At 49.0% G+C, this 21213-nt stretch carries 21 protein-coding genes; 14 read left to right on the top strand and 7 right to left on the bottom strand.

The annotated features are described in order from the left end of the window. Window positions 1-57: 57 nt before the first annotated feature. From EKM94_RS07555 to EKM94_RS12395, 3 genes are all read right to left on the bottom strand, one after another. Window positions 58-420 carry a CrcB family protein gene (locus tag EKM94_RS07555; RefSeq protein ID WP_125599895.1) on the bottom strand — a complete coding sequence of 121 codons (363 nt, stop codon included), beginning with the start codon at window positions 418-420 and terminating at the stop codon, window positions 58-60. Continuing rightward, on the bottom strand, window positions 420-797 hold the full coding sequence (locus EKM94_RS07550) for a fluoride efflux transporter FluC (RefSeq protein WP_125599891.1): 378 nt from the start codon (window positions 795-797) through the stop codon (window positions 420-422). Before EKM94_RS07550 ends, EKM94_RS07555 begins: the two co-directional genes overlap by 1 nt. Window positions 798-1183: 386 nt before the next feature. Further along, entirely contained in the window at window positions 1184-1351 is a 168-nt protein-coding gene (locus tag EKM94_RS12395; protein ID WP_164511152.1) for a hypothetical protein, read from the bottom strand. Between the two features lie 372 nt (window positions 1352-1723). Here EKM94_RS12395 and EKM94_RS07545 point away from each other — a divergent pair, with 372 nt between their 5' ends. The 5 genes from EKM94_RS07545 (at window position 1724) to EKM94_RS07525 (ending at window position 6025) form a co-directional block, all read left to right on the top strand. Beyond that, a complete protein-coding gene (locus EKM94_RS07545) occupies window positions 1724-2416 on the top strand; it encodes a class I SAM-dependent methyltransferase (protein ID WP_125599888.1) in 693 nt (230 codons plus the stop codon). 47 nt (window positions 2417-2463) lie between these two features. Further along, window positions 2464-3141, top strand: coding sequence for a hypothetical protein (locus tag EKM94_RS07540; RefSeq protein ID WP_125599885.1), 678 nt, complete (start codon window positions 2464-2466; stop codon window positions 3139-3141). Between the two features lie 174 nt (window positions 3142-3315). Further along, window positions 3316-4305, top strand: a complete 990-nt coding sequence (locus tag EKM94_RS07535) for an aldo/keto reductase (protein WP_125599882.1) — start codon at window positions 3316-3318, stop codon at window positions 4303-4305. Window positions 4306-4445: 140 nt separating this feature from the next. After that, entirely contained in the window at window positions 4446-5351 is a 906-nt protein-coding gene (locus EKM94_RS07530; protein WP_125599879.1) for a proline-specific peptidase family protein, read from the top strand. 14 nt (window positions 5352-5365) lie between these two features. Continuing rightward, the gene (locus tag EKM94_RS07525; RefSeq protein ID WP_125599876.1) at window positions 5366-6025 is read left to right on the top strand and encodes a histidine phosphatase family protein; all 660 of its coding nucleotides are present in this window, start codon (window positions 5366-5368) and stop codon (window positions 6023-6025) included. A gap of 108 nt (window positions 6026-6133) precedes the next feature. On the opposite strand, the gene EKM94_RS07520 is transcribed toward EKM94_RS07525, so the two are convergent. The 3 genes from EKM94_RS07520 to EKM94_RS07510 form a co-directional block, all read right to left on the bottom strand. After that, window positions 6134-7984 (bottom strand): ABC transporter permease, encoded by a 1851-nt coding sequence (locus EKM94_RS07520; RefSeq protein ID WP_125599873.1) that lies wholly within the window; start codon window positions 7982-7984, stop codon window positions 6134-6136. Between the two features lie 10 nt (window positions 7985-7994). Beyond that, complete coding sequence (locus EKM94_RS07515; protein ID WP_125599870.1) at window positions 7995-8750, bottom strand: ABC transporter ATP-binding protein; 756 nt, start codon at window positions 8748-8750, stop codon at window positions 7995-7997. A gap of 81 nt (window positions 8751-8831) precedes the next feature. Further along, window positions 8832-9044 (bottom strand): hypothetical protein, encoded by a 213-nt coding sequence (locus EKM94_RS07510; RefSeq protein ID WP_125599867.1) that lies wholly within the window; start codon window positions 9042-9044, stop codon window positions 8832-8834. Window positions 9045-9351: 307 nt separating this feature from the next. Here EKM94_RS07510 and EKM94_RS12390 point away from each other — a divergent pair, with 307 nt between their 5' ends. The 3 genes from EKM94_RS12390 (at window position 9352) to EKM94_RS07500 (ending at window position 11799) form a co-directional block, all read left to right on the top strand. Then, the gene (locus EKM94_RS12390) at window positions 9352-9501 is read left to right on the top strand and encodes a hypothetical protein (protein WP_164511151.1); all 150 of its coding nucleotides are present in this window, start codon (window positions 9352-9354) and stop codon (window positions 9499-9501) included. A gap of 520 nt (window positions 9502-10021) precedes the next feature. Next, a complete protein-coding gene (locus tag EKM94_RS07505) occupies window positions 10022-10927 on the top strand; it encodes an alpha/beta hydrolase (RefSeq protein ID WP_125599864.1) in 906 nt (301 codons plus the stop codon). Window positions 10928-11109: 182 nt separating this feature from the next. Then, entirely contained in the window at window positions 11110-11799 is a 690-nt protein-coding gene (locus EKM94_RS07500) for an SGNH/GDSL hydrolase family protein (RefSeq protein ID WP_125599861.1), read from the top strand. 177 nt (window positions 11800-11976) lie between these two features. Here the strand turns inward: EKM94_RS07500 and EKM94_RS07495 are convergent, their stop codons facing one another. Continuing rightward, window positions 11977-13344, bottom strand: coding sequence for an FAD-dependent oxidoreductase (locus EKM94_RS07495; RefSeq protein ID WP_125599858.1), 1368 nt, complete (start codon window positions 13342-13344; stop codon window positions 11977-11979). A gap of 82 nt (window positions 13345-13426) precedes the next feature. On the opposite strand from EKM94_RS07495, the gene EKM94_RS07490 reads away from it, so the two are divergent. From EKM94_RS07490 to EKM94_RS07465, 6 genes are all read left to right on the top strand, one after another. Next, window positions 13427-13612: a hypothetical protein gene (locus EKM94_RS07490; protein WP_125599855.1), complete on the top strand. Its 186-nt coding sequence runs from the start codon at window positions 13427-13429 to the stop codon at window positions 13610-13612. A gap of 345 nt (window positions 13613-13957) precedes the next feature. Further along, a complete protein-coding gene (locus EKM94_RS07485; RefSeq protein WP_125599851.1) occupies window positions 13958-14200 on the top strand; it encodes a hypothetical protein in 243 nt (80 codons plus the stop codon). Window positions 14201-14310: 110 nt separating this feature from the next. Next, complete coding sequence (locus EKM94_RS07480; RefSeq protein WP_125599848.1) at window positions 14311-14538, top strand: hypothetical protein; 228 nt, start codon at window positions 14311-14313, stop codon at window positions 14536-14538. Between the two features lie 227 nt (window positions 14539-14765). Beyond that, entirely contained in the window at window positions 14766-16064 is a 1299-nt protein-coding gene (hflX, locus tag EKM94_RS07475; protein ID WP_125599845.1) for a GTPase HflX, read from the top strand. A gap of 723 nt (window positions 16065-16787) precedes the next feature. Beyond that, the gene (locus EKM94_RS07470; protein ID WP_125599842.1) at window positions 16788-17435 is read left to right on the top strand and encodes an EAL domain-containing protein; all 648 of its coding nucleotides are present in this window, start codon (window positions 16788-16790) and stop codon (window positions 17433-17435) included. A gap of 384 nt (window positions 17436-17819) precedes the next feature. Beyond that, a complete protein-coding gene (locus EKM94_RS07465) occupies window positions 17820-21182 on the top strand; it encodes a KxYKxGKxW signal peptide domain-containing protein (RefSeq protein WP_125599839.1) in 3363 nt (1120 codons plus the stop codon). The last annotated feature ends 31 nt before the right edge of the window (window positions 21183-21213 follow it).

The following is a 21213-nucleotide window of genomic DNA, read 5'->3' as shown; positions in this document are numbered from 1 at the left end:
TGGCTCTCACTCTGCTAATTATCATTGTGCTAGTCTGATTAATTCTAACATTTTTCCTCAAAAAAGACGATGGCCCAGCACCCAACCCAAAGCGCACAGGCCTAGACCTAATCCGTAAGTGGCCCCACCATAGCGTAAGGCGCGGCGGAAATTCTCGCTGGCGAGTTGACCACCTAATTCACTGTTCAACGTGGAAAACGTGGTCCAACCACCACACAAACCGGTCCCGAGAAAGGTATACCAAGTTTGCGTGACCGTACTGGCCGCCATGAAGCCCAGTAAAAAGGCGCCACTCAAATTGATCAACAGCGTGGCTTGATACCCTAACTCCGGTCGAGCCCGCTTGTAAAGCGCCGTGAAATGATAACGACCTAACGCGCCAAGACTTGCGCCCAAGCCCGCCAACAACCATGTTTGCATCAGTGGACACCTCCTTGATCGTTCAAATGTTGGGCCAAGGTGATCCCCGCCCACGCCAATAAAATTCCGGCAACCATGCTGATCAGCAGATAGATTTCCGCCGTCAGCCAAGCGCCAGCCGCCAGCAACTTGATCACATCAAGGCAGAAACTGGAGAACGTTGTCAGTGAACCAAAAAATCCCGTTCCGATGCCCACATGCAACCATTGCCGCCGCGATTGTAATCCCGGACCCCAATAATCATTCCACAAGGGCAGCAACAGCGCCCCCAACAAATTCACCGCTAAAGTTGCCCACGGAGATGGCAACACCTGAGTGGCCCCTAGGCGTAAACCGCCGCCGACAAAGGCACACAGCGCGATCATCAAATCTGTCATCAGTTCCACTCCCCTCGCAGATTGGCACCCCACACGCCACTTGGCCGTGTCACTGCCAGATTCTTTCAATGCTTACATTATTCAATTATTTTCTGAAAAAGTCCATGATATTCTTTGAAAAAGTCTTGAAAAATGAACTTGTTTTGCAAAAGTGTTGAAACAACCAGGAACTCAGTTTCTTGGCCCCAAAATCCGGTATACTGATCATGAGCGCGCGGCGTTGCGGGGACTTGGCAGGCAAAAGTAGGTTGGCCGCAGCTTGCGCTGCGCGGGGCGTTGGTGGTTGGCAGATGTGGTGGGGCTCCAGGTCGGGCTGGGGGTGGTGGAACGCGGCGGGCACGACTTGAAGCTTTTCGGAAAACCACCGAAAATCTTCAAGCTCGGTCTTATTGTAGGCGATAAATCGCCAACAATAATATCGCGGCTGACTCACCCCCAGCCCGACCTTCCGCCGACAAACGAACAGACCACCAACGCCACGCTCCGCTCCAGCCGCTCAACGTTATCTTAGTCATTGGGTCACTCACGCCTGCTGTTAGGCCATGTCCACTCATTAGGGACCACGCAATCGACGATCGTGGTTAGTAGTTACCAGCTTTAAATTGGTGACACCAGGATAGATTGCTGGGTTTATCAAGACAGATCTTCGTGTCAACTTTTGAATCAATTTTGTTGCTAGGAAGTTGTGACTCTTTCGTATTTAGGATGAAGGAGCTGACGAAGTTGCTTTGTGGGTTGGCGGTCGATTTTCTTTTCTCTTTTTCCCTTGGTGAGGTGTGGTAGCACTGGCGGAGTTGAATAGCGGACCGGGTCTCTTTGCGTGGCGCGCACGATTAGGTTTGGCCTGCACTTAAAACAAACGAGGTGATTTCAGTGGCAGCGACAAATATTTATGACGATCCGAAATTTTCCAGCAGTATGCCCAGATGAATCGGAGTCAACGGGGCTTGGCTGGCGCCGGTGAGTGGCCGGCTTTGCAGGCGTTGCTTCCTGACTTTGAAGGGAAAACGATGGTGGATCTGGGTTGCGGCTATGGGTGGCACTGTCGCTATGCGAGCGATCACGGGGCGCGTCAGGTGATTGGCGTGGATCTTTCCGCGAAAATGTTAACCCAGGCGCGCAGTTTGACCCACGCCAACAATATCAGCTATCGGCAGGGTGATTTGGCGACCGTTACTTTTCCCGGCCAACGGTTCGACTTGGTCTTCAGTTCTTTAGCGTTGCACTATCTGCCCTCATTTGACCAAGTCTTGTCGCAAATCGAACAGTATTTACAGCCCGGCGGCCAATTTATTTTTTCAGTGGAGCATCCGCTGTTCACCGCCAGTGGCCAACAAGATTGGATCTACCGGGCTGATGGTGTGATCGATCATTTCCCCGTCGATCGCTATTTCGACGAAGGCCCACGGGAAGTGACTTTCTTGGGCACAACCATGACCAAGTATCACCGCACCTTGACCACTTATTTGGAGACTTTGTTGGCCCATGGTTTTCAAATCGAGCATGTGGTTGAACCGCAACCACCACAGGCGCTTCTGGATCAGCCGGGGATGCGCGATGAATTCCGCCGGCCGATGATGTTGCTGATCAGCGCGCGGCTGCCGGTCACTTGTTGCTAAAAACTTGGCTTGTATGATTTTGGGTATGATAACATCTTGTTCGGCGTTTGATTGCAGGTGTGCTGGGTGTTGCGCGTGAGCGCAACCGGCTGGGACTGCTGTTGCGGACTGGAACGTGGTGGGCGTCGTTTGAAGCCAATCCGCAAGACCAGCGGCTTGTCTTCAAATCGAGCCTTGTCCTAAGCGGCAAAGCCGCCAAGGACAATTTCACCACTGAGCCGCGCAGTCCCAGCCGGTTGCTGAACAGAATTGAGCCTATCTGCAATCGAGGCGAAGGATTTGACGAAGTGGTTTTGCAAGTGTGGTGGTCAATCAATTGCCCATTTTTGGGGTGGTACGGCAACACCAACGGATTCGGATTAGGAGGTCGGAGCATTTTGCGTAGGCTGAACATTTTTACTCATTTCCGTAACAAGCCACGTGTGGAAAGCCGACCGATTCAGTTGATTCATCAAGAACTTGCCTTAGTTCATCAGATAGACTGTCCTGGTGTCACCAATTTAAAGCTTGTAACAACTAACCACGGCCGTCAAATGCGTGGTTCTCCATCAATTGGCCATAGTTTGCCAGCCGGCGTGAGTGCTCAAACGGCTGTTATAACGTTGAGCGGCTGGAGCGGAGAAATTCGGGGTGAGATCGCCGTGTCGTTATTCTTAGCGGCTTTGCCGCTTAGAATAAGGCTCAGCTTTGAGATTTTCGGTGGGCTTCCGAAAAGCTCAAAGTGACGCCCACAGCGAGCTCACCCCGAATTTCGCAGCGCAAGCTGCGGCCAACCTACTTTTGCCAATCACGACTTGCAACCTATACCAATTATTACTAAAATTAAGATGGCCGTTGCTTTGAGCGAACCAACAAAAAGCGGGCGCGTTGGGCGCCACGCCTTCAAGGAGGAGTTAATCATGTACGCAGCAGCAACAGATCGTTATGAACACCTACCGTTTCGTCGCGTTGGCGATACCGGTTTACAATTACCGATCATTACTTTAGGACTTTGGCGTCATTTCAGTAGTTCGGACCCTTTTACTGACCGAGAGCAGTTGATTCTGTCGGCCTTCGACCATGGTGTCTTCAGTTTCGACTTAGCGAATAATTATGGCAAACCAGATCGTGGCTCAGCCGAGAAATTATTCGGCCAAGTTTATCAGCGTAACTTAAAACCCTATCGTGACGAGCTCGTCGTCACAACTAAGGCTGGCTTTGAAATGGGGCCGAGTCCGTTCCAGCATTTCAATTCCCGGAAAAATTTACTCCAAAGTATTGATCATAGTTTGCAACGTTTGCAGATGGACTATGTGGATATTTTCTACAGTCATCGCCCTGATCCGGAGACGGATCCGGAAGAAACCGCGCTGGCTTTGGGGCAAATCGTCCAAGCAGGAAAGGCCATGTATATCGGCATTAGCAATTATGACGCCGCCCAAAGTGAAACGATGATCGCGCTGTTGACCAAATATCACGTGCCGTTTGTCGTCAATCAATATTCTTATAATATGTTGCGGCCCGACGCCGCACGCAATGGTGTTTTGGAAACGGTCAAACGTTATAATCGGAGTTTAGTCGCCTATGGTCCGCTCTCTGAGGGTCTTTTGACCGAACGCTACCTCAAGGGCATTCCCGATGATTTTCCGATTCATTGGTCAAACACCGCGATTTTCAACCAGGGGAAGGCTCATGTGGTTGACTTACTGAATCAGCTGGAGGCGGTGGCGCAAAAGCGGGATCAGACTTTGGCGCAAATGGCTTTAGCTTGGCTACTGCGTGATCAAGCAGTGGCCAGCGTGATTATTGGCACGACCAGCGAAACCAACCTGTTGGCCAACTTGGCCGTGGCCGACCATCTGACCTTCACCAATGATGAGGTCAAACAGATCAAAGAAATCCTGGCCTAAGCTGGGTTTCTGCAAGTGATTCAGCACAAAACGATCATAAAATCAGCGCAACAAGTCCCCGGGAACATGTTAGAATGGGGTTGTCACGCGATGATCCAACCAACCTGATCCACAAATAAGAAGAAACTAGGTGGCGCAGCATGAAACAAGGAACAACGATTCTCACACTAGATAATGGCTATCATCTTTGGACCAACACTCAAGGTCAAGGAGACATTCACTTACTTTGCCTCCACGGTGGCCCTGGCGGCACCCACGAATATTGGGAGAATTTCGGCGAAAAACTAGCCGATTTGGGCGTCCAAGTCCATATGTATGATCAACTGGGCTCATTTTATTCAGATCAACCGGATTACAGTGACCCGGAGATCGCCGCGAAATATTTGACTACTGACTACTTCCTTGACGAAGTTGAAGAAGTCCGGCAAAAACTCGGTCTGGATCAATTTTACTTGATTGGGCAGTCTTGGGGCGGCGCTTTGACCATGCTCTATGCTTTGAAATATGGCCAACACTTAAAAGGCGCGATCATTTCCAGCATGATCGACAACATCGACGAATATGTGGTCCATATCAATAAAGTTCGCGAAGAGACCCTGCCAGTGGAGGCGGTGGCCTATATGCAACGTTGCGAGCGGGAGGGCACTTGGGATGATCCGCAATATCAACAATATGTGGATATTCTCAACCGTAATTTCGTTGATCGGCGACAACCACCAGCCATCAGTCATTTGATTTCCACTATGGCTACCCCAGTATATAACGCTTTTCAGGGGGATAATGAATTCGTGGTTACCGGTAAGTTGAAAGATTTCGACCTACGCAAACAAATCCAAAATATTACCGTGCCAACTTTATTAACATTTGGTCAGCACGAAACGATGCCACTCTCAGCGGCGTTGCGGATGTCGGAACAAATCCCTAACGCGCGGCTGGAAACCACGCCAAATGGCGGTCATCATCATATGATGGATAATCCTGATGTTTACTTCGAACATTTGGAGAAATTCATCAAAGACGTTGAAGGCGGTCATTATCAACCCTAAGGACTGAATAATTAATGAAAACAATTACCGTTTATCTTGTCCGTCATGGTCAAACTTATTTCAATAAATTCAATCGGATGCAAGGCTGGAGCGATTCGCCCTTGACGGCAGCGGGCATCGCCGGCGCGGAGGAAGCGGCGCAGCGGCTGAAGCACTTGACCTTCACCCACGCCTATTCGTCGGACACGACGCGGGCGATGCGGACCTGTGAAGTTATTCTCGGCAAAAACATGAACACCACGGTGCCTTACACCACCACGCCGTTTTTCCGTGAGGTCTTCTATGGTTACTTCGAAGGCGCTGACTCGGCGCAAACTTGGTATGAAGTCGGCGCGCCCCATGGTGCTCCCAGCTTCAAGGAATTAGTCGCGCAATATGGCATCGACAAGTCCAAGGACTTCATGAACGCCATCGACCCTTTCCATGACGCGGAAACCGCGACCCAGTATTGGACGCGGATCGGCAAAGGCTTCAAAATGCTCCGGGAACAAAATCGCAATGGCGATAATGTGCTGCTGGTCAGCCACGGCACCACGATTCGCAGTATTGTGGAGAAATTCGGTCAAGGCCGCTTCGATGTTACCGTAGCGCCCCGCAATGCCAGCGTGACCAAAATCCAATTAACCGATCAAGGCATTGATGTGTTGAGCTATAATCAATTGAAAGTTTTTTAGCTAGACAAACACAGCCAATGTGTTCGGCTGGCGAATAATTTGACCAATCACCGAAAAAACGACCGCGGAATCTGCTTCCGCGGTCGTTTTGTATACTGAAATCAGTTTTTATTTGTCGATCTCGACTTTAGGAATCACGATGCCCCGATAAAGGGTAACGGTCAGCCAATAATAAAGGCCGTAGAGCAACAAGAAAATCAAGAAAGGCAACCAGATCCCGTGGTATGGGTTTAGCAGCAATAATTTGAAGAGCTGCAACCCAAACAACACATGGATGATGCCCAGCAGACCGGGTAACGCGTACAAGACACCAATTTCCTTGGCCACCGACGCTTTCAGCACGCTGGTGCGCGCGCCCATTTTGTTCAGCATGTCATAGCGTTTCACGTCGCTGTATGCCCCGGACAAAATCTTGAACATCAAGCAGCTGGCCAGCATCGCCAAGAAGGACAACCCTAAGAATAAGCCCATGAAAATCATCCCAGAATACATCGCCGTTCCCATTTGGGCGTTGGCATATTTCGAGTTCTCTAAAACCTCACTAAACTCAGGCGCCGCGGTTAGTTGTGCCTGTTCGATCTTGGCGATTTTCTGACGGGCAGCCGCGAAATCCCGCACGCGGATCAGCGTCAACCGGGACGTTTTACCAGGCAGTCGCGCGAACTCGGCGGCGGTGACCAAATGGCCAGTTAACGCGTTGCCGTCATAAATCGACTTGATTCCCAGCTGATTGTAGGCGTTCTGGACGGCACCATTCGGCGTCTCGCGACTGATTTGATAGTCCTTCGCCGCGAAACGTCGCCGTTGCGGCATTTGCATTGAAATACCACCACTTCGTTGATAATGGAAATAATACAAAGGCTGGTCCTGCAATTGGTCTTGGCGATAATAGATCTGTTTGCCCTTAACCTTGTAAGAATAGGTCGCCTGCTCTTTGATATCCAACTTAGCGACTTCAGCGTCGATCTTCGCCGAGTGGGTATAAAGCTTCACATCATAAGCGTCAAACGAGTCGATCAACATGCTTAAATCATTGCGGAAGCCTAGGCCCACGGTAATCGCGCCTAAAGCCAAGGCAAACAAAATCGAAATCATCGCCAACATTCGGGTGTAATCATGGATACGGAAATTCAACTGTGAAAGTGTGAAATTGCGGATCCCCCGTAATGAAAAGGAACGGTGTTTTTTCATGAGGCGTAGTAACCAAATGAAAGTCGCGTTAAAGGTGAAGAAGCTACCTAAAACGATCGTGACTAAGGCAAAAGGAATCGCCAAAAGTTGCAACAGGGCAATATTGATCATTGCCCAGTAGCCGGCAGCTAATAACGCCACCCCCAGCAAGGCTTGGACCGCCAACCAAATCGGTTTGACCTGAGTCCGCGCTGGCTGCTCCGCGCTGTGCAAGAGTTTGAGTACTGGTGTTTTCATTAATTTATGACTATTCCAAATCGCCGCGAAAATGAACAAGACCAGAAAGAACGCCAAGGTGATCAGAAAGGCCGGCCAGTAAAACGAGTTGAAATGCTGCAAAGTCAGCCCCATTTGTTGCACCAATAACCGGGCGACAACTTGGGTCAGGCCAATGCCAATGACCTCCCCAATCAACGTGGCGCCCATCCCCAGCAAAAAAGTTTCCATGAAAATCAATTGGCCGATTTTGCCGGTCTTGGCGCCGAGCATCATAAACATGCCATATTCCCGTTGGCGCATTGTCAACAGGAACGAATTGGCGTAAATCAGGTAGAAGAAGGTAATGATCGCCAATAAAATCGCGCCGAAAATGAAGATGAACATAGTATTGTTGGCGCTGAGCATTGAGTTTTTGCCCAGGAAATCTTGATTGGTCGCCAAGGCCATGAACATATAGAAGGTCGCGGCGGCAACGACTAAGCCTGAGAAAAGGACCACGTAATCCTTCAAGCGGCTTTTGATACTGCTAAAAGCTAGCTTTCTTAACATGGTGTCCCTCCTATTCTGTAAAGGTGCCTAGATTATCAAGGATTTCTTGATAAAACGCCGCCCGATCGCGTTCGCCCCGGCGCAACTCGGAACCGATCTCGCCGTCTTTAATGAACAAGATCCGCTGACAATAGCTGGCCGAGAAAGGATCATGGGTCACCAACAAAATCGACACTTGATCGTTCCGGTTCAAACTGGACATGGTTTCCAACAATTCCCGGGCGCTATTGGAATCCAAAGCCCCGGTTGGCTCGTCACCAAATAAAATCGTCGGTTGATGCACCAACGCCCGCGCCGCCGCCACGCGCTGCTTTTGCCCACCGGATAATTCGGTGGGATAATGATCCAGCACGCTTTCGATCGACAAGCGTTTGGCGATTTTCATCACCAAAGGTTGGATCTGCTTCGGCGCGACGCCCTGCAAAGATAATGGCAAAGCAATGTTCTCCGCCGCGGTCAAATTCTCCAACAGGTTGAAATCTTGGAAAATAAATCCGATCTCGTGGCCACGGAAATCAGCCATTTGGTTGCCCTTCAACTGGGTCAGATCCTGCTGATTGATCCGGACCTCGCCACTAGTTGGTTTATCTAAGGTGGATAAAATATTCAACAGCGTCGTTTTCCCGGAGCCAGACGCCCCCATGATCCCCACAAATTCACCATTCTCAACGGTAAAATCAATATCTTTCAAAGCGGTAAATTTCTTTTCGTTACCCTTACCATATGTTTTAACTAGGTGTTGGACTGTTACGACTTCATTTGTCACGCTTACTTCCTCCGTTTCCTTATTTCGTTACCAAGTATAGCAAGGAACCGCGACCGGGTCATTCGCTTCAACTAACAAAACCTAGGTTGAACTAACAGCATCGTAAGGTTTGGCTAGGTCCTTGGGCCGATGACAGAATGTCGTTGCGCTTAATTGCAGGTGTTGGCGGGTGTTACGGACTGGAACGTGGTGGGCGTCGTTTTGAGCCAATCCGCAAGCCCGGCGGCTTGTCTCAAAATCAGGCCTTATTCTAAGCGATAAATCGCTAAGAATAATCTCACCGCTGAGCCACACGTCCTGAGGCGGTTGCTAGGCAGAATTGAGCTTGTCTGCAATCAAAGTTGGGTATCTGACAAAGTGGTTTTGCGAGCTAGAGGTCAAAACAATCGCCCTTTGTGGGGTGGTACGGCAACACCAACGGATTTGGATTAGAAGGTTGGTACAGTTTGCGTAGGTTGAACATCTCTACTTGTTTCCTTAACGATCCCTGGTTAGAAACCGACCGATCCAGCTGATTCATCAAGAACTTGCCTTAGTTCATCAGACAAACTGTACTGGTGTCACCAATTTAAAGCTAGTGACCACTAACCATGGTCGTTAATTGCGTGGTTCCCAATCAATTGACGATAGCTTGCCGGTCGGCGTGAGTGCTCAAATGACTATGGTAACGTTGAGCAGGTGGAGCGGAGCGGGCGTTGGTGGGCTGTTCGTTGGCTGTTCGTTGGCTGGCGGAAGGTCGGGCTGGGGGTGAGTCAGCCGCAAAACGTGTTCGCCGACCTAGCTTCTTCCGCTTAGCTACGCAACTATTCTGGAGGCATAAACCAGCCTCCAAAATAGTTGCTAGGCTAATGCTCAGAAGCTACCCAGGTCGGCTCTCACTCTGAATCAATTATTGTTGGCGATTTATCGCCTACAATAAGGCCGAGCTTGAAGATTTTCGGCGGTTTTCCGAAAAGCTTCAAGTCGTGCCCGCAGCGTTCCACCACCCCCAGCCCGACCTGGAGCCCTACCACATCTGCCAACCACCAACGCCACGCGCAGCGCAAACTGCGGCCGACATTGAAACGTGTTTACCGACCCAGCTCCCTGCGCTTAGCTACGCAATTGTTCCGGAAGCAAAATACAGCTTCCAAAACAATTGCTAGGCTAATGCTCAGGAGCTAACCAGGTCGGTTCACACTCTCGTGATTGACCTGTTTTCTCAAAACGCTTACAATATAAGAGTTCTACCTCAGATAAACTGAGCCCAAACCGAAACGGAGGTTTTTGCCATGACAGTTTTACCAGCGGTGCCGTTGACCGTGCCCTTAGTTGACGAGACCCGTGACATTACATATGAGAACGCGGCGGATAGCAATTACCGCGATTTGAAAATGAGCTTACTGATCCCGCGCACGCCCGAACCCAAACCGGCTGTCCTCTACTTTCCTGGCGGTGGCTTTATCGAAGCTGAGGCCCATAAATTAGTTCAGTTGCGCCTCGCTTTGGCTGAACGCGGGATGGTCGTCGCGGCCGCCGAATATCGGGTGATCCCTGATAAATTTCCGGCGTTAGTCCATGATGGGAAAAGCGCGTTACTATTTTTACACCAGCATGCCCAGGAATTCGGGATCGATCCCCGGCGAATCGCTGTTTTAGGTGATTCAGCTGGCGGCTATCTGGCGCAATTCTTGGGAACAACAAGTGGTAGCGCGCTGTTCATCGCTGACAAACTGGCGGCGGCGCAAACCACGGTCGCGGCGACGGTGTCACTTTATGGCATTAGTGATTTACGAAATATCGGCGCTGGTTTGGTCGCGCCTTTTCATGACACGCCAACGGCCACGGAAGCCTTGTTGGTCAATGGGGTCTCCTTGGGCAGCGATCAGACTAACGCGATCAACGCCGTGCCCCAATTGGCGGCGCAAGCCAGTCCAATTTCCTATGTCAAATCAGGTTTGAACCCGTTCCTATTGATGCACGGGTCCGCGGACGATTTCGTGTCACCGGTTCAAAGTCTGCAAATGGCAACAGCGCTGCAAGAAAAAGGCGTCGCCGCCGAAGCGGTGACCTTAACTGGTGCGGGGCATGGTTCCGCTGACTGGTTCCAACCAAGCGTCATCGCCTACATTACCGACTGGTTGGCCCGACAATTACGGCCGGAAAATACAACAAGCACTGGCACGATGACGCTTTAGGCCAGGCTAGCGCCTGAAACTCAGCACACATTGATTGTTCCAAGCGGCCCTTGCAATAGTTAGCGTGCTTGGTCACTAAAGCCAATCATTCCAATGTATAACTTTTCAATTCAAAATATTTTAGTTCAAAATTTTTAATTCAAAATTTTTCAATTTATCACAAGTAAGGAAGTTTTCTGACAATGACAGTACAGCAGCGAACACTATATGGTTTCGGCGATTCCTTGATTGCCGGTCACGAGTTGAGAATTGGACTGCTTGACGATTTCGCTCAGCGCGAGCATTTGACACTCCACAATTTCGCGGTAAATGGCGCCACAATGATTCCCACCAAACCCAGCGATCACACTTGGGCCAGCGAAAATCATATCCCCGATTTGGCGCGTCAATTGGCCCAGGCGCCAACTGCTGCGCCTGATTTGATTGTTTTTGACGGGACGACCAATGATGCGCTCAATTATGTCGATCAACTTTATCCTTTAGGCGCACCGGCCGCGGATTACCAAGTCACCAGTTTCGACCTGGCGAGTTACGCCGGCTGTTTCGAAAATGTGCTGGCGCAAATGCAGGCGAAATATCCTTTCGCGCCCCGTTATTTTGTGGCGGTGCACCATATGCCGGCGATTCCGCTAGCGCGGCAGGATCAGGTGCAGGCAATGGCGGCGCAACTTTGCCGCAAGTGGAGCGTGCCAGTGATCGATATTTACGGCGCCGGGCAGATCAACACCTTCAATCCTGAAATGGCGGCGCGCTTTTCTTATAATTCTGGCAGTCATCCCCAAGATGGCGATGGGACTCACTTGAACGCCCGCGGCTATCAACGGTACTACACGCCAATGTTGCAAGCGCAAATCAAGTTGGCGCCTCGCTAAATTGACTCTCACTAGACCGGATCTTCCTAGGCCATTTGCCCATACCATCTGGGAAACCAGCGCCCGAACATTTTCCCGACCCACTTCAGCCAAAAGCCAGCAAAAAAGACCAACCTCGCAGCGGCGCGTGCTTTGCGATGTTGGTCTTCTTTTATTCAAATCATTTGTTTTGAGCGACTAGAACTTGTGCTCGCCTAACGCGTGTTGCGCGGCTAAATTCAACAAACTCCATTGGCGATCGAAGCCTGGTTGGAAGAAGAAATCTGCCTCAGCCAAGTCTTCGAGGCGTAAGCCCTGCTGAATCGCCAACGCTAAAACATTGCCTTGGGCGGTAATATCGTAAGTTGATAAAACGGCGCCGCCCAGCAGACGATGGCTGGTTGGATCAAACAACAATTGAACATAAACTTCCGGATTGTCTGGTCCCACTGGCACATACGCCGGCCGTAACCAATCTTGGTAGAAGGATGTTTTGACCGCAACCCCGGCCTTAGCCGCCGTTGTGGTGTTTAACCCACTAGTCGCGAAATGGTAATCGAACACACTCAAAGCCGAAGAGCCCACCACACCCTTGAACGGCGCGCTAGGGATTTTCTCAAAAAGGTGGCGAATCAAATAGCGGGCTTCCCGGCGAACGACCGTCGCTAAAGCAATCGGCATTGGTTGCGCCGCGGGGATCGAATACGCCAGCACCGCATCGCCGATCGCATAAACATCGGGAACATTAGTGCGCAGATACTCATCGGTCTTGATCCAACCCCGGCTATCCAGAGCAACCGTGCCCTGCAACCAAGCGGTATTCGGTTGAACCCCAGCTGCTTGGATCACCAAATCGGTGGCGATCTCTTCGTTGTCCGTTTGCACAGCCGTCACATGGTCTGTGCCCAGATAGGCCTGGATCTTGGCGCCCGTGATCACCTGAACACCTTTTTCATCCAAGTGCTTCGCCAAAATATCAGTCATTTCGTGATCCAAATAAGCCCCTAATGGCCGCTCGATCACATCCAGCAACGTGACCGATTTACCCGCCTTGCGACTGGCTTCAGCTGCTTCGATCCCAATATAACCGGCGCCAACGACTGTCACATGCTTAACTGCGGGATCTTCCAACTTAGCCTTGATCTTCGTCGCCCAATCCAAGCCGCGCATCAAGTAAACATTCTGCAAATCAGCGCCAGGAACCGGCAACGATTTCGGTGTGACCCCAGAGCTTAAAATCAATTTATCATAAGGAACGGTTGTGGTCGCCTGCGTCTTTTGATCAACGACGGTCACGGTTTTATCTGTGGTGTTGATCGCCGTGACCAAATGATTGCTTAGAATATGCACGTTATTTTCAGGGAAACTTTCTGGGCTGAAATTGCGCACATCATGAACGTCAGTGACTTTGTTCTCCAGATACAGTTCCATGCCACAAGACATAAACGAAATAAAATCGCCCGCCTCAAATAATGTGATTTCCACATCATCATAGCGGTTCAATAATTCCAAAATCGATTGGTGCCCACCATGGGATGCACCGACAATAACAACTTTTTTAGTCATTAAAACAAACCTCCTAAGGATTCTTGCCAGATTTTAACGATTCTAAACTGTACGTCTCCAGTATAGGGTTCTTATTCCGGCGATGCAACTTTCCTACTTGGATCGTTTGTGGGTATTTCGGTGGCGACCTCTATTCGAAGCTCGGTGCTTAATTACAGGGGCATCGTTTGAAGCCAATCCGCAAGCCCAGCGGCTTGTCTTCAAATCGAGCCTTATTCTAAGCGATAAATCGCTAAGAATAATCTCACCGCTGAGCCACACGTCCTGAGGCGGTTGCTAGGCAGAATTGAGCTTATCTGCAATCGAAGCGCAGGATTTGACGAAGTGGTTTTGCGAGCTAGAGGTCAAAACAATCCCATCTTTTTTTGATGGTACGGCAATACCAACTGATTAGGATTAGTAAATCGTGGATTTTCGCATGGGCGGAGCTGGTTGCTAGGCAGAATTGAGCCTATTTGCAATCAAAGCGAAGGATTTGACGAAGTGCTTTTGCGAGCTAGAGGTCAAAACAATCCCATCTTTTTTTGATGGTACGGCAATATTAACCGATACGAATTAATCAGTCTGGATATTTAGGTGGTCTAACAGCACATCTCACTCATTTAATTAAATTATGGCCGGAAACTACCCGACTCAACTGATTCATCAAGAACTTGCCTCAGTTCATCAGACAGACTGTCCTGGTGTCACCAATTTTAAGCTGGTGACCACTAACCACGGTCGTCAATTGTGTGGTTCCCCATCAATTTGCCATAGCTTGTCAGCCGGCGTGAGCGCTCAAACGTCTGTTATAACGTTGAGCGGCTGGAGCGGAGAAATTCGGGGTGAGATCGCCGTGAAATGGTTGAGAGTGTGAGCCGACCTGGGTAGCTTCTGAGCATTAGCCTAGCAACTATTTTGGAGGCTGGGCTTTGCCTCCGGAATAGTTGCGTAGCTAAGCGGAAAAAGCTAGGTCGGCGAACACGTTTGGCGGCTTTGCCGCTTAGGACAAGGCCTGATTTTGAGACAAGCCGCGTACTTTGCGGATTGGCTCAAAACAGCGCCCACAGCGAGCTCACCCCGAATTTCGCAGCGCAAGCTGCGGACACATTACTTTTGTCTGCAGAACAACCCACCTCAGCCCAAGCAAGCACCCACTGCCAAAGACAACCAGTTTTTTCTGCTTTACGCTGGTGGACAATCGTGTTAAGATGAACTTATCTATAAAAGAAAGGACTGTCAAGAATGCGTTTGAGAATCGCCCCAAAACAACTTAACTCGAACACAACTAAATAAGCATTCACACGATTGATGACAGTTCCTTGGTCTTTTATTTTGATTGATAAAATTACCGGAGCCGCTTGAGTCGGCTCTTTTTTATGCCCAAAATCCGACTGTCAACCTCGCCTAGATGCTTATCTTTAACTAGGAGGTATTGCTTTATGACTGAAACTTATCAAACGATCCCTACCCGTGAGCGGGTAATTATTGGCGGCCTGAGCCACGGCAAGGCTAGCTTTGAATACACAATGACCGAATTGACCGAATTGGCGCGAGCCGATAATCTTGAGGTAATCGACCGGGTCACCCAGAATTTAGACCGGGTGGACGCGGCAACTTACTTCGGCTCCGGCAAGGTCAATGAAATCAAAGAATTGGCGCAAGGTTTGGACGTGGGCACGATCATCATCAATGATGAGCTATCGCCTTCGCAATTGGCCAATTTGGAGAAACGCACCGGACTACATTTTATTGATCGGACGGAATTGATCTTGGAGATTTTCGCGGATCGGGCCCATACGCGTGAAGCCAAGGCACAGGTGGAAATCGCGCGGCTGCAATATGCTTTACCGCGGATCCATCCCTCAGCCAACACTTTGGACCAGCAACGCGGCGGCGGCGGTTTAATGAACCGTGGCGCTGGGGAAACGAAATCCGAATTGAATCGGCGGACGATCCGTAAGCGGATCAGCGACTTGAAACAACAGCTGGCAGCCATGACGAAAACAGAACAAACCAAGCGCGAGCGACGGCGTAATAGCGCCTTGCCGCAAGTGGCCTTGGTCGGTTATACCAACGCCGGCAAGTCAACGACTTTGAACCAGCTACTGGAAGTTTTCTCCGGGGTAGCTGGCAGCAAGAAGCAAGTATTCGAGAAAAACATGCTGTTCGCCACCTTGGACACCAGCGTGCGCGAAATCCAATTACCAACGAATCAGCGCTTTCTCATGAGTGACACGGTCGGCTTCGTTAGCGACTTGCCCCACAACTTGATTGAATCGTTCAAAACCACCTTGGCCGAAGCGGCCCAAGCGGACCTGTTGATCCAAGTCGTGGATTATTCCGACCCGAACTATCGGGAAATGATGGTGACCACGGCCCAAACCCTGCAAGAAATTGGCATCAGCGATATTCCCATGATTTATGCCTTCAACAAGGCCGATCTTAAAGGTGACACCAAGTTTCCTGAACTGGATGGTCATGATATTACTTACTCTGCCAAAGATCCCGACTCCATCAAATTGTTAGCTAAATTGATCACCTCGATCATCTTCGCCGATTATAAGACCGTCAATTTATTGCTACCTTTCGACCGCGCCAAGGATGTGGCCGAACTTGAAGCCAGCGCCAACGTTCACCAGAAGGACTACACGGAAACCGGCACTCAGTTGAACGTCACTTTGTCGCCCCAGCAATTGAAAGAATATGCAGCTTTTCAAGTTGACCCTGTTCAGCCGTAAGCTCAGCGCACCCAGGTTGATGCCCACTAAATCAATGTGTGCCAGTTGCAACCACCCGAATCAAGTGTCTTTTGATTCGGGTGGTTTTGTATTTAGACAAGCCACCGCGAAATCGACTTTCAAGCATCCCGGGAAAGAAGCGCGCAATTGCGAACTTAAGAGTGTCTGCCACAAGAACTCATCGAGCAGACTAAGGTCAAAAAATGTCCAGACCAATTAGAAAACATTAATGGTCACAGTTAACCAGTTCTTTAGTCATCCGCCAAATCATCGAAAAAACAGATGTCGTTTCTGTCTAGACCGCTTCCACAAATGGGCATGGTATCGCTGGATTTATGGTGACCAAGTGATTAGCGTAACAAAAGCGCTTACTCAGACTAAATCTAATGATCCAAAAAAATAAATCGAATTAAATCGCTTTATTGTTCATTTTGTTCGATTTCGTGATTGACTTAATAAATCGTTTCAACTAATATACTTATAGATTGCAACAAAGTTCCAAAACAGTCGGGTCGGCATCGCCAAGTTCGACGCGAAATGAAGAATCGGGCAGGTTTTTTTCAAATAATTTAGGACAAACTTATTAAACTTAATGACGAGATCATTCCACGAATAAACATGCAATTCAATTGCGGTTTAATTGCGGATGAACTAGAATGGACAGTAGATGTTGCCACTTTACAAAGTAGACCCTACCAAATCCAAGACTGAGGAGGCGATTTGATGTATCGGTTTTTTGCCCAGCCACAAATCAATGCAAGAGATAATTCCGTATATGGTTATGAAGTGCTGTTACGCCAGAAGGATTGTAATATCTGGCATTTGCCTAAAGACTTCAATGATGTTTCGATCCAGGAGCAAACACGAATGTTGGAAACAACGGTTAATCAGCTGAAAACGGCGGTCAACCATCGGGTGCTCGCGTTCAATATCAACCTTGATCAAGTCAACAACCCCCTAACTTTGGGTTCGTTGATCGCCTTGAAGAAACGGATCGATCCGGCGGCTTTAATGATTGAGCTAACGGAGGCGCCTACCTTGCAACAGGTCAAGGAATTGAGCTTGACCTTGCATCAGTATGGCATCGGTTTGGTGCTGGATGATGTGGGCACTGGCTCGAATACTTACGAGAATATCAAGCATTTCCTGCCTTATGTTGACCAGATCAAACTGGCCATGCAGAATTTGCGCGAAAGCGGTGATGGCGAGCGGATTCCAGAATATTTGAAATTCTGGTCGAAGCAAGCTTACGAATATCGCTTGGATGTGGTCATCGAAGGTGTCGAAGATGAGCGCGACCAGATGTTGGCCCACGAATTTGGCATCAACATCCATCAGGGCTATCTGTACGGTCGTCCTAGTCTCGTTTAAATCTAAAAATACAAAAACTGAAAAGCATCGCCGCATTTAGTCACTGTCGTTTGACGATCAACTGACTGAATGTGGTGGTGCTTTTTTTGGCTAGCTTCACCGCGATAATAACGACCACAATCCAGCGAGTCTCCCACTCCCAACTACAGACTCACAGTAACTTCTCCGCCCTTCCGAACAGCTCTACTCGGTTTCTTCTGACCCTGTGCGCGACGATCCAGCGAATCCCTCCTGAAAGAGCACAGACGTCGCTTTATTTGGACATAATAAGACTTATATTTTTGCAGTTTGCATTATTTATGATATATTAGCAGTATATTATGTAGATAGTATGTCCAGATAATTTCTGATCTAACTTCATTTCAAGGAACTGGGGGGGTTACTTTGAAAAATCAAGTCGGAAGAAAAAGTAACATGGGGGTTCGACCGGTTTTACGTTACAAAATTTATAAGGATGGTAAATTCTGGGTTTACGCCAACATTACGGCCTTAAGTTTAGGGCTGTCCATGGCAATCACACCGACAAACGCGCAAGCGGCCACTGTCACAGTGGCGACACCGTCGGCAATCACAGCAACTGAAACGAATCAAGCAGTAGCGACTGATCATTCAGGTTCGCTCTCTTTTGGCACGCCGGAAACCACAACGACTACCAATAATGACATTGACGATGCGACAACTAAGAGCGTTGCTGATGACAACGCGGACCGCGAACAGACACCGCCAACAGCCGCGGAGGATGCGAACACCACACCCACTAAAGCGGAGGATTTGAACAATACCTACACTGACGCCAAGGACCAAACGGACAATGCAAACAAGGCCGCTACTGACGCCAACAAGAGTTTAGCCGTTCTGCAAGCATTATTGGCTGACGAAAAGCTAACACAAACCGACGGCTGGCAGGCTAAGTTGCAGGCCGCCTTGGACGATTTCAAAGCCAAGGCAGATGCTTTCACTGGTTCCGTCACAGATACTGACGCCACCGTAGCCGCCTACCAAAAGGCCATTGATGCGTTGATCGTCAGCAAGCCCAACGCTGTCGATAAAGTAACCCAAGGCGAGGATGGCAAAGGCAACACGATCGCTGACTATGACAACTTGGTCAAAGCTTACAAGGAACAGGTTGAGCAGCAATTGGCGGGTTTACAAAACAATCTTGACAATTACGACAATGCTACTGGCGTTAATGCGGCGCAAACGGCTTTGAAGACAGCGGCCGTGGCTTTGAACGATGCGATCGATAAATCTAATACGACTACGACCGTTACTAACTTGACTGAGTTGAAAGCCGCTTATGACGAAGCTTTAGCGGCTTACAATGCAGCAGTGGACACTTATAATGAGAACGAGAATGCAACAACCAAAATTCCAACTGTTCAAACCAACGCTGACGGCGAAACCGATGATGGTAAGAATCCTAGCGACCAAGCCTTTGAAGATGTGAAAAATTATTTGAACGCAAAAGAGGCGTATACCGCAGCTAAGAATGCCTACGATAATACGGCTGGTAAAGCTGACCAAGTGACGAAGCATTTGACGGCTTGGCAAACGGCAGTCACCCAATACAATGAAGCTTTGAAGACGTTACAAGATATTGATTTGTCAGGTATCACCGCCGCAGATACTGCTAAAATCAAAGAGGCCAAGGCGGTACAAGATGCCTCTGTTGCAACGATCAAAGCTCAAAAAGCCTATGATGCGGCCACTTCTGCCGATGAAAAAGACGCTGACGAATTAGCCAGCACAGCCAAAGAATTGAGTACCAAACTAGCAACTTTGCAGGCGACAGTCGATGCTTGGAATAAGACTTATACGGCGTATTTAGCCGCAGTAAAAGAGAAGGCGGCTGAAGATATCGCCATACCGGATTTGGGGACTTTAGGCCAAAGTGTTACCACCGCCCAAACGGCATTAAGTGGTTCGACAGTGGCCCTACAAACGAGCCAAACTACGTATAAAAATGCCTTAGACGCTTATCAAGCTGCGTTAGATGCCTACAATACTGGTCAAAACGCCGCACGCGGCGATTTGCCAGATTTGACAGCCTTCAATGACAGTTTGCAAACGCAATTCACCGCTAACAACCAGACGATGGCTGGCGCTAACGCCTTAGTCGCCGTGAAAAATGCCGAACGGGCTTTACAACAAAAAGTCAATGAGATCAATGGTTATGTGACGGGTATCAATAATACGCAAGCGGTTTGGCAGGTGACTGCTGACGCTGGTGCTGAAACTGGGGCTTGGAATTTATTGACCACGCAATTGGCGGCCATTGGTAGTCAACTATCGACGACCGGCGCAGCTTATCAAACCGCGGGCAAGAGTTATGAGACTTTGGTGAACAACTATTTGGCAAGTATTACAGCTTATAATAATGCTGTCACCGAAAAAGATCGTTTAGTAGCGTCAACTTACACCGATGTAAACACCGTCACTAGCAGTATCAGTGCGTTTAAGGAGTCACTGGATACTTTTCAAAATGCTTATGACGAGCTGATGAATACCATTGCAACTAATGCCCCTGATCTAGACGCAAATGAAAAGGCCCAGACTAGTTTGAGCAATGGGACCCAACTGTCAACGGATGGTACGGTATCAAAAACCAGTGACAGGGGGGTGAGATTTTTTCCGCAAGGGATTTATATGATCGGCGGGTCGAGCTTAGAGAGTATTGCCAGTCAGCCTTTTGATGAGAAAGATCTGGCAGAGGGTTTAGTTAATTTGAACATTGGTCAGGAAACTTTTGACGCTAACGATCTAGGTATAATTAATAAAGCGGATTTAATAAAAACTGAGGATGAACAAGGCAATGCAATTTACAAGCTAAAAGAAGCTGATAAAGCTCGATGGATGGGCGTTTTTAGGCGAAAATTACTGTCGACCTATGTGGACAATGGTAAGACTTATCATTTAGCGGCTTACTTTGTTCCGGGGACAAATGCTGATAACACTAACCCGGCCCGACCTGGTGGTTATTATACGTTTACGACCCTAGATCCAATCACCGAATTTTTCAATAATTTTTTGGGTAGTTCGCCGAATATCGGTAACAATCCTTACTTTTATTTCTATTATGTGGCTGAACCGGATAATATAACGAAGACAGAGACCGATGAAGCGGGCCAAACGAGTACGGTTTCGGCCATTACGATGCCAACAGCTGCAAGCATCGACAATTTAACCGCGGTCAACACAAACTTGGCGTTAACCGCTAATGGCACACTGGCCTCAGAACCGACCGTTAGCGAGATGACTGATGATTCGGCAACACTGAAATATCGTGGCGGTGATACCGTTGAAACAACTCTAGGAGAATTAAGTATTGAATCAGCGTCAACCATTACTTTGAACCATGCAGAAGTGCCGACCGATCCAACTGACCCAAGCAAACCGGATGGCTCGACTGATTCAACTGACCCCACAGACCCAGCAGATCCAGGTAATCCTAGCCGGCCGGTGAACCCTGATAATGGCAGCAATCACGATTATTCTGGTGATGATCATGGTAACCCAAATGATGATGACGCTGAAGAACCTGGCGGACTAGACAAAGATGAGAACATCGCCTTGCCCCAAACCGGCGCGAGCAAGACCGTCAAACAACAAGTGATATCAGCACTGCCACAAACCGGTGATCGCCAAACGCAACAACGGCGCCTTCAAGTCATTGGCACGGCGTTGTTATCTCTAGTTGTCTTAGTTGGTGGCTTGACCATCCGCAAACGTCGGGACCAACGAAACTAAGCTATTTTTTCGGTCACGGCTGTGAGCGTGA

Source organism: Lapidilactobacillus achengensis, from assembly GCF_003946655.1.
GTDB lineage: Bacteria > Bacillota > Bacilli > Lactobacillales > Lactobacillaceae > Lapidilactobacillus > Lapidilactobacillus achengensis.
The sequence above is the reverse complement of the archived record's forward strand: the minus strand, read 5'-3'. Positions and strand labels throughout refer to the sequence as shown.